The 17,016-nt window shown below is 58.6% G+C and carries 6 protein-coding genes; 4 read left to right on the forward strand and 2 right to left on the reverse strand.

Annotated elements, in window-relative coordinates:
- Positions 1 to 254 precede the first annotated feature (254 nt).
- Positions 255 to 1,319, reverse strand: coding sequence for a beta-N-acetylglucosaminidase domain-containing protein (locus EB809_RS12730; RefSeq protein WP_123635198.1), 1,065 nt, complete (start codon positions 1,317 to 1,319; stop codon positions 255 to 257).
- Between the two features lie 57 nt (positions 1,320 to 1,376).
- Complete coding sequence (locus tag EB809_RS12735; protein ID WP_123635199.1) at positions 1,377 to 1,943, reverse strand: helix-turn-helix domain-containing protein; 567 nt, start codon at positions 1,941 to 1,943, stop codon at positions 1,377 to 1,379.
- Positions 1,944 to 2,067: 124 nt separating this feature from the next.
- On the opposite strand from EB809_RS12735, the gene EB809_RS12740 reads away from it, so the two are divergent.
- From EB809_RS12740 to EB809_RS12755, 4 genes are all read left to right on the forward strand, one after another.
- Positions 2,068 to 3,243 (forward strand): benzoate/H(+) symporter BenE family transporter, encoded by a 1,176-nt coding sequence (locus EB809_RS12740; protein ID WP_123635200.1) that lies wholly within the window; start codon positions 2,068 to 2,070, stop codon positions 3,241 to 3,243.
- 122 nt (positions 3,244 to 3,365) lie between these two features.
- Complete coding sequence (locus EB809_RS12745) at positions 3,366 to 4,082, forward strand: YebC/PmpR family DNA-binding transcriptional regulator (protein WP_123635201.1); 717 nt, start codon at positions 3,366 to 3,368, stop codon at positions 4,080 to 4,082.
- A 124-nt stretch (positions 4,083 to 4,206) separates the two neighbouring features.
- On the forward strand, positions 4,207 to 4,782 hold the full coding sequence (locus EB809_RS12750) for an NnrU family protein (protein ID WP_123635202.1): 576 nt from the start codon (positions 4,207 to 4,209) through the stop codon (positions 4,780 to 4,782).
- 159 nt (positions 4,783 to 4,941) lie between these two features.
- Positions 4,942 to 17,016: a putative Ig domain-containing protein gene (locus EB809_RS12755; RefSeq protein ID WP_123635203.1), complete on the forward strand. Its 12,075-nt coding sequence runs from the start codon at positions 4,942 to 4,944 to the stop codon at positions 17,014 to 17,016.

The raw sequence follows: 17,016 nt of genomic DNA on the forward strand, positions 1-17,016 counted from the left end.
CAACAGCGGAGGTTAAAGGTACCGCCAATACCATCGCCTGTCCCGGGACAGGCATGGATCAGCGATATTGGTCGGAAATGTGGGGCCAGTCAGGCATTGTTGGGCTTCCTGCGTCAGCCCAACCTACGCTACTACTGTCAGTTGTAGCAGACGCTTCAGCTTCTGAGCAGGCCGCAGGCCTGCCGATACCGCCAAGGGGGCCTGCGGCCCCACCGAAGCTAAAGCGTCGGCTACACAAAACGGCGGTATTTCCTCTACTGCGTCTGAACCGCCTCGTCGCTGATCCGGTAATACCCATCCAGCCACTGGATGATTTCCCGGGCGCCAGGATGGTCGCTCTGGCCAAAATGGCGCCTGAGTCGCGCTTCCCGCTCGCCCAACCGGTCCAGCCCCACATCCTGCAAGGCCATGATGTCCTGCTCCAGATACGCACCCAGCTCGTCACCCATCACTTCCCGGGCGGCCTTGCGGAAGGCGGCCATGTAGCGGTAGTTCTCCCGCTGGCGGTAGCTCGCGGCCAGGGTGATGGCGGGAATGCAACTGAGGGTGGGTTGCAGGGCCGGGTTGATCGCGTGACCGGCCAGATGCTCGCCGATGCTGGCGTGGCGGCCGGTGAATCCGCGCAGGTGCAGGAACTGGGACATGCGCGGCCCGTCGTTGACCGGGTAGTTGTCCCACAACAACGGTTTGCGGCGCAGCAGGCCGGCCACCTGGACCAGGTTGCCCGGTGAGATTTCCCGCGCGCAGACTTCTTCGCCGGTCCAGAAGATGTCCACTGTGGACGGCAGGTTTTCGCCCAGGGTTTCGAGGTAGCGGGCCGGGCGCTCGCCGAACACGCGATCCAGCACCGGATCGTCGGAATAATAGGTGGGGCAGATGATCAGACGCTCGGCACCGGAACGGTGGTGGATCCAGTCGATGATCTCCAGCTGCCGGCGGGCCAGTTCGGGCGTGCTGCCGTCCATATCGTCGAACAGGATGGCGAGATCATCGATATCCAGACTGTCGAGGAACGCGAGCTTTTCGGTCAGCGCCTGACGGGCCCGGTCGTCGAATTGGCGGTACACCTCGAACGGGCTCAGGCCGACACCAAAGCGCATGCCGTGGACTTTGCAGTGGCGGGCGAACCGGCGCAGGGCATCGGCTTCCTCCACCGGATGCAGCTCGTCCCAGCGCCGCCGCAGGAAGGCATCGGCCTTGGGCGCATAGAGGTAGAAGCCGTAGCCGTGCGGGGCCAGTCGGGCGACCAGATCGGCGCGGGCCTTCCAGCTCCAGGGCCGGCCGAAGAAACCTTCAATGATCCCCAGTGGCGTTTTCATGCGATTCCTATGCGTTTCGATATCCGACTAGGTTAACAGCCTGTCGGGTCCGGAACACTAGCGGGTGCCCGCGGGATAGTGGATCAGGTTGTGGAACACGGCGGGGGTTGCGTGCGGGTTGCGATAGCCATGCGGCCGATCCGCCGCAAAGCGGCTGGCTTCGCCGCTGGCCAGCGGATGCCAGCGACCCTCGATCAGCACCTCCATGGCACCGTCGATCACGGTCACATGCTCGATCACGCCGGGCTCGTGGGATTCGGACCGGTGCTCAAGACCCGGCGGTAAGGTCAGCTCCATCAGCTCGAAGCCGAATCGGGCTTCAAAGGGAAACAGTGCCCGGACCCTGAGATCATCGGAGGCCAGGTTGGCGTCGCCCTGGTCGTTGGAGACGAACACCGGCGCGTCCAGGGGCGCGGGCAGGGGGCTGATCAGCCCGGAGAAGGCGGTGTTGAAGCCGGTGGCGATTTTCCAGAGGGTGGCGACCGTCGGGCTGGATTCGCCCCGTTCGATCTGGCCAAGCATGGCTTTGCTGACGCCGGTGGCCTCGGCGGCACGGTCCAGGCTCCATTGCCGCTGCCGACGCAGTTCGCGCAGGGTGGTGGCCAGGTGAGTGGCGATCTCCATGAATGCGTGTCCTTTCTCTCGGGCGTTCGATCGTTCTGGTTGTGCGTTATAGCGCACAAATGCTACTGTCGCCCCAATCGTGCGCTATAACGCACGCGTTGTCCATCCAGCAGAGGAACAGAGCGTGTCCCGGCCGTCCCTATTTTCGGATCTCTCGCTGTCTCATCTGACGGCCGGCTTTGTCGCCGTGCTGGTGGGGTTCAGCAGCTCGGTGGTGATTATCCTGCAGGCCGCTGAAGCGGCGGGTGCGACGCCGACCGAGGTCAGTTCCTGGATCTGGGCACTGGGGATCGGTATGGGCATTACCAGTGGCGGGCTCTCGCTTTATTTCCGCGAGCCGGTGCTCACCGCCTGGTCGACGCCGGGGGCGGCGCTGCTGGCCACGGGGCTGACCGGCTATTCGCTGGCAGAAGCCACCGGGGCCTTTATCTTTGCCGCCATCCTCACGGTCATTGCCGGCTGGACCGGGTGGTTCGAGCGGATTCTCAAGCACCTGCCCCAGTCCCTGGCGGCGGCCATGCTGGCGGGCATCCTGTTCCAGTTCGGGTTGGATGCCTTCGCCGCCCTGCAGGGCGACTTCCTGCTGGTGGCCCTGATGCTGGTCACCTATGTGGTCGGCCGGCAGGTGCTGCCCCGCTACGCCATCCTGCTGGTGCTCGCCGTCGGCATGTTGATCGCCGGCTGGCAGGGGCAATTGCATTGGGACGGCTTGTCGTTGTCGCTCGCAACGCCGCAGTGGACCACGCCGGACTTCTCGCTGTCCGTGCTGATCAGCGTCGGGATTCCATTATTTATCGTCACCATGACGTCCCAGAACGTGCCGGGGCTGGCAGTGCTGCGGGCCAACGGCTACCAGACGCCGTTGTCTCCGGTGCTGACGGCCACCGGTCTGGTGACGCTGGTGCTGGCGCCGTTCGGCGGTTTTGCCTACAACCTCGCCGCCATCACTGCGGCGATCTGCATGGGTGAAGAGGCGGGTGAAAAGCGGTCGGCACGCTATCTGGCGGCGGTCTCTGCCGGCGTCGTCTACGCCATCGTGGGGCTGTTCGGCGCGACGGTCGTGGCCCTGTTTGCCGCGTTTCCCCAGGCTTTCGTTGTGGCGCTGGCGGGGCTGGCCTTGCTGGGGACGATCGGTAACAGTCTCCATGCCGCCCTGGACGATCCCGGCGATCGCGAGGCCGCCCTGATCACGTTCCTGGTGACCGCGTCCGGGTTGACGTTGTGGGGCATTGGCGCCGCTTTCTGGGGGCTGGTCGTCGGTGTGCTGGTGCGCCTGTCACTGCAACTGAGCAAAAAATAGAATGCGGGCGGCTCAGCGTGTAAAATCGGCGCTCTTTTGAACGGCAATTCCGACAACAGGCCCCACGCACTGCGCCGTTAGCATCGAACATCACGGGGCCGCCAGACACATCGGGGCAGGGTATGGGCAGAGCCTACCAAAACCGCAAAGATTCCATGGCCAAAACGGCCAATGCCAAAACCAAGGTCTACAGCAAGTACGGTCGCGAGATTTACGTGTGCGCCAAGCAGGGCGGTCCGGACCCGGACGGCAACCTGTCACTGCGCAGTCTGATCGAGCGGGCCAAGAAAGACCAGGTGCCGACCCACGTCATTGATCGGGCCCTCGACAAGGCCAAGGGCGGTGGTGGCGAGGACTACTCGGCAGCCCGTTACGAAGGGTTTGGTCCGGGCCAGGCGATGGTGATCGTTGATTGCCTGACCGACAACCCCAACCGCACCTTCGGCGACGTACGTGCGTGCTTCACCAAGACCAAGTGCAAGATCGGCACCCAGGGCAGCGTCAGCCACATGTTCGATCACTGCGCCATCTTTGCCTTTGCCGGTGAGGATGAAGAAGCCGTGCTGGAAGCGCTGATGGAAGCGGACGTGGACGTCACCGATATCGAGTCCGAAGACGGCAAAATCACCGTGTTTGCGCCCAATACCGAATACGCCAAGGCCCGTCAGGCCCTGATCGAGGCTTTTGGTGAGATCGACTTCGACGCGGATGAAATCCAGTTCCTGCCCCAGACCACCACACCGGTGACCGGCGAGGACGCCGAGATGTTCGAGAAATTCCTCGACATGCTCAACGACCTCGACGACGTGCAGAACGTCTACCACAACGCCGAACTGTAAGGCGCTTCGGCCGGATGGTGTCCCCATCCGGCCGGCCACTCCGTCCCCCACATTTGTAACGCCATTTCTTTGCACCGATAACGCGCTCGACTAAGCTCCTTTCGTAACCTGATGGAGTGTGAGCATGGGCGTACTGATTGTCGGGCTCGTCGTTTTCCTCGGCGTGCATTCCGTATCGATTTTTGCCGAACCCTGGCGCAACCGAACGCTGAAAAAGCTCGGCGAAGGCCCTTACAAGGGGCTCTATTCGCTGGTGTCGCTGGTGGGGCTGATTCTGGTGATCTGGGGCTACGGTCTGGCGCGCCAGGAACCGGTCGTACTCTACACACCGCCGACCTGGACGCGTCACCTGGCCATGGTACTCCTGCTGCCGGTCTTTCCGCTGCTTTTTGCCGCGTACCTGCCGGGGCGTATCCAGCACACCGTCAAGCATCCGATGCTGGTGGCCATCAAGCTCTGGGCCGTCGCCCACCTGCTGGCCAACGGCATGCTGGCTGACGTCCTCGTTTTCGGCGCCTTCCTGGCCTGGGCGGTGGTCGACCGTATTTCCCTGAAACGCCGGGTTCCGAGAGCCACGCCGGAGTTACCCTATCGTCCGAAAAATGACTGGGTCGCCATCGGCGCCGGGCTGGTGGTCTATCTGCTGTTTTTGGTCTGGTTGCATCGGGTGTTGATTGGGGTGTCACCGATAGGCGGATAACGACGTATAGGTTGCAAAATCAACTGTTGTGATCTTTTGTAAAAAAATGAATATTTGTTAATTTTCGCATAGAGAAACAGAAAAGCTCTCCCTATACTCATCTCACAATTTGGAACTGTGCCGAGCCGGAGCTGGGCATATTTGGATAGGGATGTTGCGATGAATAGGGTCGTAGGGCTTTTGGCTGCCCTGAGTTTTGTCTTTGCTCCACTGGTTCAAGCCGAGACTTTCAGCGAAACGGACGATATTACGATTGGTCCGGATTTTTGCTCACTCTATCCGTTAACCGTTTCCCAATCCCTACTCGTCAATGCCGCACCCGGCCAAATTTTTCGGGGCATCGAACTTGGAACTGGCCCTGGCAACTACAGCTGGCTCTCCTGGCAGGGGAAAAATGACACGCCGACTCTCGCCTCGGCGCTGATTCCCCCAGGAACCAGCCGCAGTTACCGGCATCCCGCGAATGACTTCGATAATCAACTCAACATTGGTGATGCTGTCCAAGGCGCACCCGGCGTAAAAAATGCCAAGGCCATTCGTAACAACATGGATGCCCTGTTGGGGCGCAATATTATCGTTCCGGTTTGGGGGGACCATGCAGGGCAGGGAGCTGGCCTGAACTACAGCGTTGCCCGTTTTGCGGTTATTCGCATTCAGGATTACAAGCTCAACGGACACGGCTACGTCAGCTTTGAGTTTGAGCGCTACACCCGCTGTTACAACCACCGTCCCGAATCGCTTGATAGCCAGGTCACCACGGATGAAGACACCGACGTTGAATTTGATCTGCAGGCAGAGGACGAAGACGGTAACACGCTGCATTATGAGATTCTGACCCCACCGCAACACGGTGAGATTGATCAGTCAGACGGCCACATTACCTACTCACCTGGCCTGAACTACGCAGGTGACGATTCACTGACGTTCCGCGTGCATGATGGTGAACAGCTTTCCGGGGTTGCAACGGTCTCCATCGATGTTTTGCCCGTTAATGATGCGCCGGTCGCCGATCCAGGTGCGGCCACCGGGCCAGAAGATACTCGTATTCCGCTGCACTTCTCCGGCCGTGATATTGAAAAGTCGCCCCTCGCGTTTTCGGTTGTCACTGCGCCTGAGCATGGCACCGTGGTTCAGTCCGGCGATGGTTTTGTCTACGTGCCCGACGTCAACTATGCGGGTAAGGATCGTCTGAAATATGTGGCCAATGACGGTGAACTGGACTCTCTGCCGGCTGATTACGAACTCTCTGTTACACCGGTCAACGATCCGCCGACGGCCGAGGATATTTTTGCCGAAACCGAAGGCGGCGATACCGTCGCCATCACACTCGTTGGCCATGACATTGACAGTGAGGACATCCAGTACTCGCTGGTAGATCAGCCCGCGCACGGCGTATTCACTGGCACGGCGCCGAACCTGGAGTACAAGCCCTTCCCACAGTTTGAGGGGCAGGAGTCACTGGCTTATCAGGTGACTGACGGTGAGCTCTTTGCGACAGCAACCATCACGATCACAGTTATTCAACCTAACCTGCCGCCGGAAATTACCAGCCCACCGCAAACTGAAACACCAGAGCGAGATACCTATTCCTACCTTGTGACGGCATCCGATCCCAACGAGGATGTGTTGACCTTTGGTCTTGATCGGGGTCCGGATGCCATGAGCCTTGATGCGCAGACCGGCGAAATCAGGTGGTTTGCGAGCCCGGAATTTACCCAATCCGTCCCGACGTTCAACAAGCAGTGCTATGTCGTGCCGACCGGCTCGGTCAAGGAATACGAGGACGGTGATGAGACTTCAGGCGCGGCCTATATTGCACCGCTTTTCTATCGGGTTAGAACCGCGATTTCCGACGCAAGTGATTACGTTGCGCCACAGGCTTTGGCATGGCACAAGCAGAATCGTTGTTTGGGCTGTCACATCCAGACGCAGTCACTTCTCGGGATGGAGTCGTCCAAGGAAAAAGCCGATGTTGATGAAGAGGCTGCTGAATATCTGCTGACCGAAATTCTTGGGAGTCAGTTGTCCGATGGAGCGATCCGGCGGTCTCACCCCAACTATGCCAAGAACCAGACTGCATTTGCTCTATGGGCGCTCAATGCGGTCCCGGATCGTGACCGGACCTTTGCTGTTCGCGAAAAAGGCTTGGAGTTTTTCAGTAATCGCGTCGTCATTGACGGCAAACGCGCCTATTGGACCACAGACCACAACAGCGGCTGGCTCCGGACCTCGCTGGCCATGACTGCCCTGGTGGCCCAATCGGCGTCAGACTATCTCTCCGATCTGGAGAAGCTGACGTCGCTGACGGCAAAGCAGCAGGAGCTATCCGATTTTTATCGCATGTTGATGCCGTCCATCGCCGAACACTTGTTGGCCGGCATCACAACGAATGAGAACGACAGCCTCCGCCGTGTGTTCAGATTAGTCGGTCTGGCAGAAATTGAACCGTTTATAGCAACCGATGCCATGCGGCTTCGTGTCGCCGACGCGATCGAGCTGCTGGATACGCAACTTCGCAGCCGACAGCGGGCTGATGGTGGTTGGTCTCGCAACGCAACAGGCGACGCCAGTGATCCGTTGACATCGGCCTGGGTTGGCCTGGCCCTGGATTACCAGGATCCGGAAATCACCGATGCCGCCATTACCGCCAACATCGAATACCTGCTTGATGCCCAGCAGGCAAACGGGACCTGGGACACCAACAGCGGCCTGTTTACCACCAAGCTGGCGACGACCAGTCTGGTCATGGCCTACCTGCCAGTTGCGCTTGATCACCTGGGTAATCCGGATGTCCGCCTGGGCCACGTCCTGATCCAGGATAGTCCAGATGGCTCCCAACAACTGAGCGTGCAATTGACCAACCGCGGTCTGGCGAATGTGACGGCGCCGCTGGAGGTTGCTTTTTATGCCGGCAGCCCTGAAGAGGGCAAGTTGCTTGGTAAGGCCGGTGTGGATGGACTGTCCAGTGGTTCCGATGAATACCCTGCGATCAGGGTCGCCGAGAGTGACCTGACCGACGACATCAGTGTTGCCCTGGAGTCTGCGGATGGCATTGAAGAATGCGAGATTGGCAATAACGCGACGCGGGCTGCGCTGGTCAAACTCCATGTCACGGATCCTGATGGCCTGTCGGATGCCCAGATCTACGCGCTCAACGTCGAGGACGTGAATGCGGCGCCCTCAATCGACAGCGAGCCGCAAACGGTGCTGGAAGGCGGTCAGTCATTCGACTATCAGGTTGAGGTTTCCGACACCGACGTTGGTGATGCCCACACGTTCACCCTCGTGTCCGGGCCCGAAGGCCTGTATCTGGATGAGCGCACCGGTCGCTTCACCTCCGCACCGGGCGCGCTGGCACCCGGTGAATACGATGTCACCGTGCTGGTGACGGATCTCCGGGGTGGCACGTCCGAGCAAACGTTCACGCTCGTCATCCACGAAAACCTGCCACCGCAGATTGTTACCCCGCCGGTCGTGGCTGGCAGCGAAGTTTCCGGTTACCAGTACGATGTTGATGCCATAGACCCCAATGAGGGGGATGTTCTTGCCTATGGGCTTGAGCATGCGCCGGAAGGAATGGGAATCACCGGTGATACTGGTCTTATATCCTGGGATGCCGACAGTCGGTGGGTGGATAACAGGACAAATGAAAATTTGTTCTGTGTCGGGGAACCAAAAGTCCTAGATGGCCAACTTGATCCAATCGTTAAGTGGCAATGGTACGACAATCGGGCCCGCATTTATGGTCCGACAATGGCTGCTCAGCTTACAGACGATAACGGTGATGGTGTCGTAGATTTCAAAGACTTTACCGATATTGTTGCTATAGGAAACGAAAACGGCAATGCCAGAGACGTTTTTGTTGTTGTGCTTGATGGTGCGACGGGCGAAGTTAAATGGCGCAGAGATGATCTAAACGTCACTGGGGTTGGTAGTGTCGCTGTCGCAGATCTGGATGGCGATGGTTTTCCTGAAATTGTTGTCCCCTCCTTTGATCGCACTGAGCTTCTGATCCTCAATCACGAAGGACGGCTAGAAAATCGCTTTGCCACCGGTTTACCGCGTTTCACAGACAGCTCGGGCACGCGAGATGCTGTAACAATTGCTGATCTGGATGGTGATGGAAGCGCTGAAATTGTTATGGGGCGGAACGTATTTAATGCAGACGGGCAATTGCTCTGGTCTGGCAGCAAAGATTATGGCGGGGATCGCTCGTATGGTCTTGTTCCAACGGCAGCCGATGTTAATTTGGATGGTGCTCAGGAAGTTATTGCCGGGCGCGCGATATACTCCGCAACTGGTGATCTGCTCAGCTTTGCCGATGCTGTGCCATCTGACGGTTTCACGGCTGTAGGTAATTTCAACCAAGACGATTATGCAGAAATCGTAATCGTGGGCGGTGGATATGTCACTCTGACATCTCATGACGGACAAGTGATCTGGGGGCCGAAATCGATTCCCGGTGGCGGTTTTGGCGGAGCCCCCACAGTTGGAGACTTTGATGGAGACGGTGAGGTTGAAGTTGGTATTGCCGGTGCACGTTACTACGTCGTGTTTGAAACAGACGGCAGCGTTAAGTGGCGTTCACCGACTCGAGATAGCTCTTCACACCGAACAGGATCTTCGTTATTCGACTTTGAGGCGGACGGCCGAATAGAGGTCGTATATGGAGATGAGTATTATCTTCGCATTTATGATGGTTCAACCGGTGAAATTAGAGTCGAGCTAGACAATCGTTCCGGCACTACACTTGAGTATCCAGTGATTGCCGATGTTGATAATGACCGGCAGGCCGAGATTATTGTTGGATCCTCAAGTTCAAATCCTGATCTGGCCTACGGATTACGAGTATTGGAGTCGGAGACAGGCTCCTGGGCCCCAACCCGAAGCATCTGGAACCAGCACGCCTACAACATCAATAACATCAATGATGACCTGACGGTGCCGGCCAGCCCGACGCCAAGCTGGCTGACCCATAACTCATTCCGTCTGAATACCTTCCCCGACCGGGATGCGCTGTCGTTGCCGGATATCACCGTGTCCGGCATCACCTACGATCAGGCGACCAGTACCGCCCGTGTCACTGTTCTGAACCGGGGGCTTGCGCCGGTCGACGGTCCGTTGAGCGTTACGTTCAGCCATGACCATTTCTGGACGGGTGAAGAGACGCTAGGCACCGTTACCGTCGACGGCCTGCAGCCGGGTGAGAGCACCCAGGCATCGCTCGTGGTCGATGATGCAACGATTATCCAGGCGCTCAAGGCGACTGTTGCCGGGAGCGAAGACCTGGTCGAATGCGCGACCGATAACAACGAAACCCGGGCGGCCATCGTGGACACCCGTGTTTACGACGAAGCCGGTCTGTTTGATCGCCAGAAATTTGCGGTCTCAATCGCCGATGACAATGACCTGCCCGTGTTTACCAGCCCGACGTCCAGCACCGACGTCGTGGGTGAGGTCTATACCTTCGACTTTGAGGTCAGTGACCCGGACAAGGGTGATGCACACCGGTTTGAGCTGACGGATGCGCCTGACGGTTTTGAGCTCAACGAACGCACGGGTCAGTTGAAGGCCGAAGGTCTGCCCGAGGGCATCTATAGCCTCAATGTGCGGGCGACCGACTTGTTAGGTGCCGTGGCTGAGCAAACCCATGTGGTCACCATAACGCCGCCGGACAATCTGGCACCGGTGTTTGACTCTGAACCGCCAGGGGCGATCCAGTCCGGCGAATCGTTCAGCTATACGGCTCAGGCCAGTGACCCCGACGGGGACGAGGTGGTTTATCTTCTGAGCCGTTCACAGCCGGGAATGACCATTGATGGCGTCAGCGGCATCATCCGTTGGACACCGGGTACGGATATCGTCGGCGTTTTCTCTGCGGAAGTGACCGCCCTGGATACCAGAGGGGCCTCGACCAAGCAGTATTTCCTGATCGAGGTTGCGGACCCGAACGAAGACAATCAGCCGCCAACCATTACCAGTTCGCCGCAGGGTGCAGTCTATGCCGGCCAGCGGTTTGACTATCAAGTGACGGCCAACGATCCGGACGGTGACGCGTTGACCTTCTCGCTGACACAGTCGGAAGCGGGTATGACGCTCTCGGAGTCCGGATTATTCTCCTGGCTGGCGCCCGCCGAAAGCGTCGGCGACACCGCCATTGTCGAGATTCAGGTGGATGATGGACGCGGCGGTCTGGCGAGCCAGAAGCTCACGCTGCCGGTCAACGAAAGCGCGAATCACCCCCCGCTGATAACCAGTACCCCGGAAACCCAGGCGCTGGCGGACAGTCTGTACACGTACCCGATCACGGCATCGGATAGCGATGGTGACGGCTTCAGCTTCTCGCTCGATCAGGCCCCCAACGGGATGGTTCTGGAGGGTAGCCAGATCAGCTGGACGCCGGCGAGCAGTCAGGCAGGGCAGGTCCATGACGTGGTCGTACGCGTCACCGACACTCGTGGTGCTGCTTCGACCCAGAGCTATAGCATTGGCGTCAATGCCCCGGTTGCGGCCAACGAGATCCCGGAAATCACAAGCCTGCCGACATCGCCCGCCATTGTCGGTGAGATCTATCACTACGATGTGATCGCCCGTGATGAAGATGGTGACAGCCTCAGTTATGCCCTCGACACGGCACCGGCGGGCATGACCCTGTCAGGCGAGGGCGCATTGCAATGGACGCCTGCTGCTGACCAGATCGGCGCCCATGACGTCAGAATCCGCGTGTCCGATGGCAAGGCCTATGTGACCCAAAGCTTTGTGCTGGATGCGGTCGACGTCAGCAGCAACAACTACCCGGAAATTACCAGCCGACCAACGTTTGAAGCCGTCGCTGGTGAGATGTATCTGTACCAACTGGTCGCCACAGATGCTGACGGTGATGCCCTGACCTATGGCGCGATGACACAGCCGGATGGACTGACCGTCAGTGCCGAAGGCCAGGTGACCTGGACACCGACGCAGGACCAGATCGGCCTGCACGATGTCGTTTACTTTGCTGATGATGGCAAGGGCCGGACGCTCCAGAGCACCAGCATCCGGGTACAGGAAGAAGCCTTGCCGCTGGATGCGACGGTGCTGGTCACTCCGGATAGCGTCAACGCGGGCGATACTGTGGTCGTCGACGTCTTTACCGAAGGCGGTCGCGGCGACTTCACCGTTGATGTCGATGTGGATGGCCAACCGCTCCCGGTGAATCCGTACGGGCGGACCTACTGGACTGCAGAAGGTTCTGGCCGTCATACCATCACGGCCACGGTCAGCGACAGCGAGAGTACCGTGACCCGGCAAGCCTTTGTCACGATTGAGGATGACAGCGATACTGTCGCGCCGGTCGTGACCCTGGAAGGACCGGAAAGCGGCACCATCGTGACCGCGCCGACGGATATCATTGGCACCATTACGGACGACAATCTTGTCGCCTACCAGGTCCTCATCGCGCCGTCCGGGGATGACAACTGGCAGGTCATCGCCGAAGGCGACACCAACCAGACGTCGGCGCCAGTGGCACTTTTCGATCCTAGCCTGCTGACCAATGGTCAATGGGATGTGGCCGTCATTGCCCTGGACGTCAACGGTCAATCCGCTTCCGACATGCTGTCGCTGCAGGTGGAGGGCGATCTCAAGGTCGGCAACTTCAGCATCACCCTTGAGGACCTGAACATCCCGATGGCAGGCCTGCCGATCCGGGTGACCCGCACCTACGACAGTCGCCGCCGATTCGAAGACCTGGACTTTGGCCATGGCTGGAGTATCGGTTATCAGGACGTCAAGGTAGAGGAGTCTCGGGTTCCGGGCAGTTACTGGACCATCAACCAGTACAAACGGGGGCCAATGAACCTGATTGTCGATTTCTGTGTCGAGCCCCTGGGTGCGCCGGTTGTGACCGTGACCCTGCCCTCTGGCGATGTGGAACGGTTTGAAGTCGGCGCCTCGCCGCGCTGCAACACCTACCAGGTTATCAAGGACGTCGACCTGGTATTCACACCAGTCGGCAATACCCAGTCGGAACTGGTGGCGCTGAACGAGAGTTCGGCCCGCTATGAGAATGGCATCCTGCTGGAGAAGGGCACCTTTGGGCGTGCGGTCGATCCAAGCCGCTATCGGCTCACCACGGCCGCGGGTTATGTCTATAACCTGAACCAGGATTTCGGTATCGAGACCGTGGTGGACCCGAACGGGCACACCCTGCGCTACACCAACGACGGCATCTTCCACTCAAGCGGCAAGGCCATCACCTTCAACCGGGACAGTGACGGCCGCATTCGCTCGATCACCACACCCAATGGCGATGTCCTGAATTACCAGTACACCCCGGAGGGTGACCTGGTGGCCAGCGCCGACGCCATGGCGAACACCACCGAGTACACCTACAACCGCAGCCACGGCCTGCTGGAAATCATCGATCCGCTGGGACGCCGTCTGGTTCGGAATATCTACGACGACAGCGGCCGATTGGTGGCCCAGGAAGATAACGAGGGCAACCGAACCGAGTTCAACCACGACATCGAAGGCCGCCAGTCCGTAGTCACTGACCGTAGAGGCAACACGACCCTTTACTATTACGATGACCGGGGCAACGTCACCACCAAGGTGGACGCCGCCGGCCAGACCTGGCAGTACACCTACGACGCGCACGGTAACCAGCTCAGCCAGCTCGACCCGCTGGGCCACACCACGTCGGCGACCTTCGATGATCGCAACAACCAGCTCACCCAGACCGATGGCCTGGGCAATACCGTGGCTTACACCTACAACAGCCGGGGTCAGGAGCTAACGATCACGGATGCCCGGGGCAATCAGTACAAGAACACCTACGACAGCGTGGGGAACCTGCTGAGTGTCACCGATCCTGACGGCAAGACCGCCGGCAACAACATCAACGCCGACGGCCAGGTGTCGAAGAGCATCGATGCCGGGGGTAACGCCACCACCTACACCTACGATGGTGATGGCAACAAGCTGACCGAGACCAACCCGCTTGGCGAGACGACCCGGTATACCTATGACGCCAACGGCAATGTGCTGACCGAAACCCGCGAGCGTGAGGTTAGCGGTAGCCCCGTTGCGGAAACCACGAGCTACGTCTACGACGCCAACAACCGGGTGACCGAGACCCACTACCCGGATGGCTCAACGGTTTACTCCGAGTACGATGTCGCCGGCAACCAGACCGCCACAGTCGATGCCCTGGGTCGCCGTACCGAATACGTGTTCGACGCCTTTGGCCGGGTCACCGAGACGCGCTACCCGGACGGCACCGTCGCCTACAAGTCCTACGATGCCGAAGGCAACGTTGCCACTGAGACGGACCGACTGGGTCGCATCACCCGCTACACCTACGATGCCCTGAACCGGGTGATCCGTACCGACTTCGCGGATGGCAGCCACACCAGTACCGCTTACGATGCCGCCGGGCGCGTGACGAGCGAAACCGACGCCAACGGCAACGTGCCCCGTTATGAATACGACGCCGCCGGCCGCCGCACGGCTGTCATCGACGCGCTGGGCAATCGCCACAGTTTCGACTACGACGCCGACGGCAACCTCATCAGTGAAACCGACGCCAACGGTCACACGACCCGGTATACGTATAACGCGCTGGATCAGCGGACCGAGACCGTCTACCACGATGGCAGCAAGGTCACTGAGGACTACGACGCCCTGGGCCGGCGCACCTCCCGCACCGACCAGAATGGCCGTGTCACCGGTTACGAATACGACGCCCTCGGCCGTTTGGTCAAGGTGACTGATGCCCTCGACGGCACCACCACCTTCAGCTACGACGCCGCCGGCAACAAGCTGACCCAGACCGACGCCGAAGGCCGCACCACCCGCTGGACCTATGACAACCAGGGCCGGGTACTGAGCCGCACCCTGCCCATGGGGCAGACCGAGAGTTTCAGCTACGACGCGGCGGGCAACCGTCTGAGCCACACCGACTTCAACGGCCAGACCAGCACCTACCAGTACGATCTGAATGATCGGCTGGTCCGCGTCACCTACGGCGACGGCACGGTGGAAACCTTCAGTTACGACGCCGCAGGCAATCGCGTCTCAGCGACGACGCCGGAAGGCACGACGACGTATCAGTACGATGCAATGAATCGGCTGACCAAAGAGATTCAGCCCGATGGATCCGTCCTCTCCTACGGCTACGACGAGGCAGGGAACCGCGTACAACTGGACGTCGTTACCGCCGACCAGACCCGCAGCACCCGCTACACGTTCGATGCCCTCAACCGGCTGGCGACGGTCGATGCGGGCCTGGGCGACACCGTCTACCGCTACGACAACGTGGGCAACCGGGCCAGCATCAGCTACCCGAATGGTAACCGTACCGCGTACGACTACGACGTCCTCAACCGGCTGGTAGCCCTGACAACGACAAATGGCAGCGGTGCGGTCGTGGCCGACTACCGCTACGAGCTGGACCCGACCGGTCGTCGCATCGGCATGCAGGAGCGCCACAATGGCCGCAGCACGACGTACGCCTATGACGAACTCTACCGTCTGACCGGTGAGACGATCACGGATCCGGTCAACGGTGACTACAGCGCCGAGTACCAGTATGACAAGGTGGGCAACCGGACCTACAGCATCATCGACGGTGTCCACACCGCCTATACCTATGATGCCAATGACCGCCTGACCCGGCAGGGTGGGGTGAGCTACAGCTACGATGCCAACGGCAACACCCTGACCGAAACGGAAGACAGTCAGGTCACCCGTTACCGCTATGACGGTCGCAACAAACTGGTCGAAACGACCCGGCCGGGCTACACCGCCAGCTACGGCTATAACGCCGATGGCATCCGTACCCGCAAGACCGAAAATGGCGCTACCATCCAGTTTGTGGTGGACAGCAACCGGGATTATGCCCAGGTACTGGCGGAAGTAAGCAACGGCACCACCGACGTCAGCTATACCTACGGCGACGACCTGCTGGCCCAGGAGCGCTCTGGCGGAACAACGTACTACCTCTACGACGGCCATGGCTCCACCCGAGCCCTGGCGGACGAGAGCAGCACTGTCACCGACACCTATCACTACGACGCCTTCGGCGTTGAGCTGGCCAGCACCGGCGACACTGAGAACGGCTATCGGTACACCGGTGAACAGCGGGATGCGGGGCTGGAGCAGTACTACCTGCGGGCGCGGTACTACGACCAGGGCGTGGGGCGGTTTACGCAGATGGATACGTGGGTGGGGCGCAATTCTGAGCCCGTTTCCTTGCATAAGTATCTTTACGGTAATGTAGATCCAGTAAATCGAATTGATCCTACAGGAAAATTCAGTCTTGGATCCTTTAGCGTTGCATCAACAATCAACGGTATTCTGACAACAGCCAATATAGCTAGCTCTGCATATGATGTTTTTCTTATAGCAACTGGCGAAGAAGAGTTTTCTGCAAGGCAGTTCGCCACAAGTATTCTACTGAGCCGCCTCCCTACTGGTGTCGCAGCTAAGATTCTCAAGAAATATAAAAATAAAACTGGCAAGGATCTAGTGATTCCCTGTATGCAGAACAGTTTTGTTGCGGGCACGTTGGTGCATACGAGTGAGGGCCTTAAGCCGATTGAGGCAATAGAGATTGGTGATTTCGTTTTATCGTACAATGAAACTACTGATGAACAAGTTTTTCAGGAAGTTGTCCATCTGATTGAGCATGAGGGTGACTATCAAATTATAAATGTTGAAGTAACTGATGGCACAATTTTACAAGCTACTCAAGAACACCCGTTCTATGTTGATGGTGAATGGGTAAATGCCGAGGATCTGCTTGTTACAGATTGGTTGACCACATTACATGGCCGGGTTTCTCTTTCTGAAGTAAGTGTGCAAGAAGGTCATTCGACTGTTTATAATTTTTCAGTTGCTAATACGCATACATATTATATCGGTGAGCCTGGATTCCTTGTTCATAACGCCAGTTGTGTGCCCTCAGTTGATAATATGTCTGAGTTTTTCAAGACAGCCTTTGGGGCCGGCATAAAATCGTTGTCTAGAAAGACAGGAAGGTTTTATGATAACCAAGCTATCTACAAGGTGAAAAAGAATGCTGGGTCTCTGAGGAAAGGTGACCATTACTATCTAGACGGTTTACATAAAGATCATCTAGAAGTTTTCGATAAAAATGGTCGCTTTTTAAAAGTTTTAAATCTTGATGGGTCCTTAAACGAAGCCAAAACTGCAGCAGCAGCGGGGCGATCCATCAGAGAGATATTGAAGTAG

The organism is Marinobacter sp. R17, from assembly GCF_003789045.1.
GTDB classification, from domain to species: Bacteria; Pseudomonadota; Gammaproteobacteria; order Pseudomonadales; family Oleiphilaceae; genus Marinobacter_A; species Marinobacter_A mangrovi.

Bases quoted from the DNA above. Each gene is read 5' to 3' on its own strand.
- EB809_RS12730 (WP_123635198.1), bottom strand. From the start codon at position 1,319: ATGAAAACGCCACTGGGGATCATTGAAGGTTTCTTCGGCCGGCCCTGG.
- EB809_RS12745 (WP_123635201.1), top strand. From the start codon at position 3,366: ATGGGCAGAGCCTACCAAAACCGCAAAGATTCCATGGCCAAAACGGCC.
- EB809_RS12755 (WP_123635203.1), top strand. From the start codon at position 4,942: ATGAATAGGGTCGTAGGGCTTTTGGCTGCCCTGAGTTTTGTCTTTGCT.
- EB809_RS12735 (WP_123635199.1), bottom strand. From the start codon at position 1,943: ATGGAGATCGCCACTCACCTGGCCACCACCCTGCGCGAACTGCGTCGG.
- EB809_RS12750 (WP_123635202.1), top strand. From the start codon at position 4,207: ATGGGCGTACTGATTGTCGGGCTCGTCGTTTTCCTCGGCGTGCATTCC.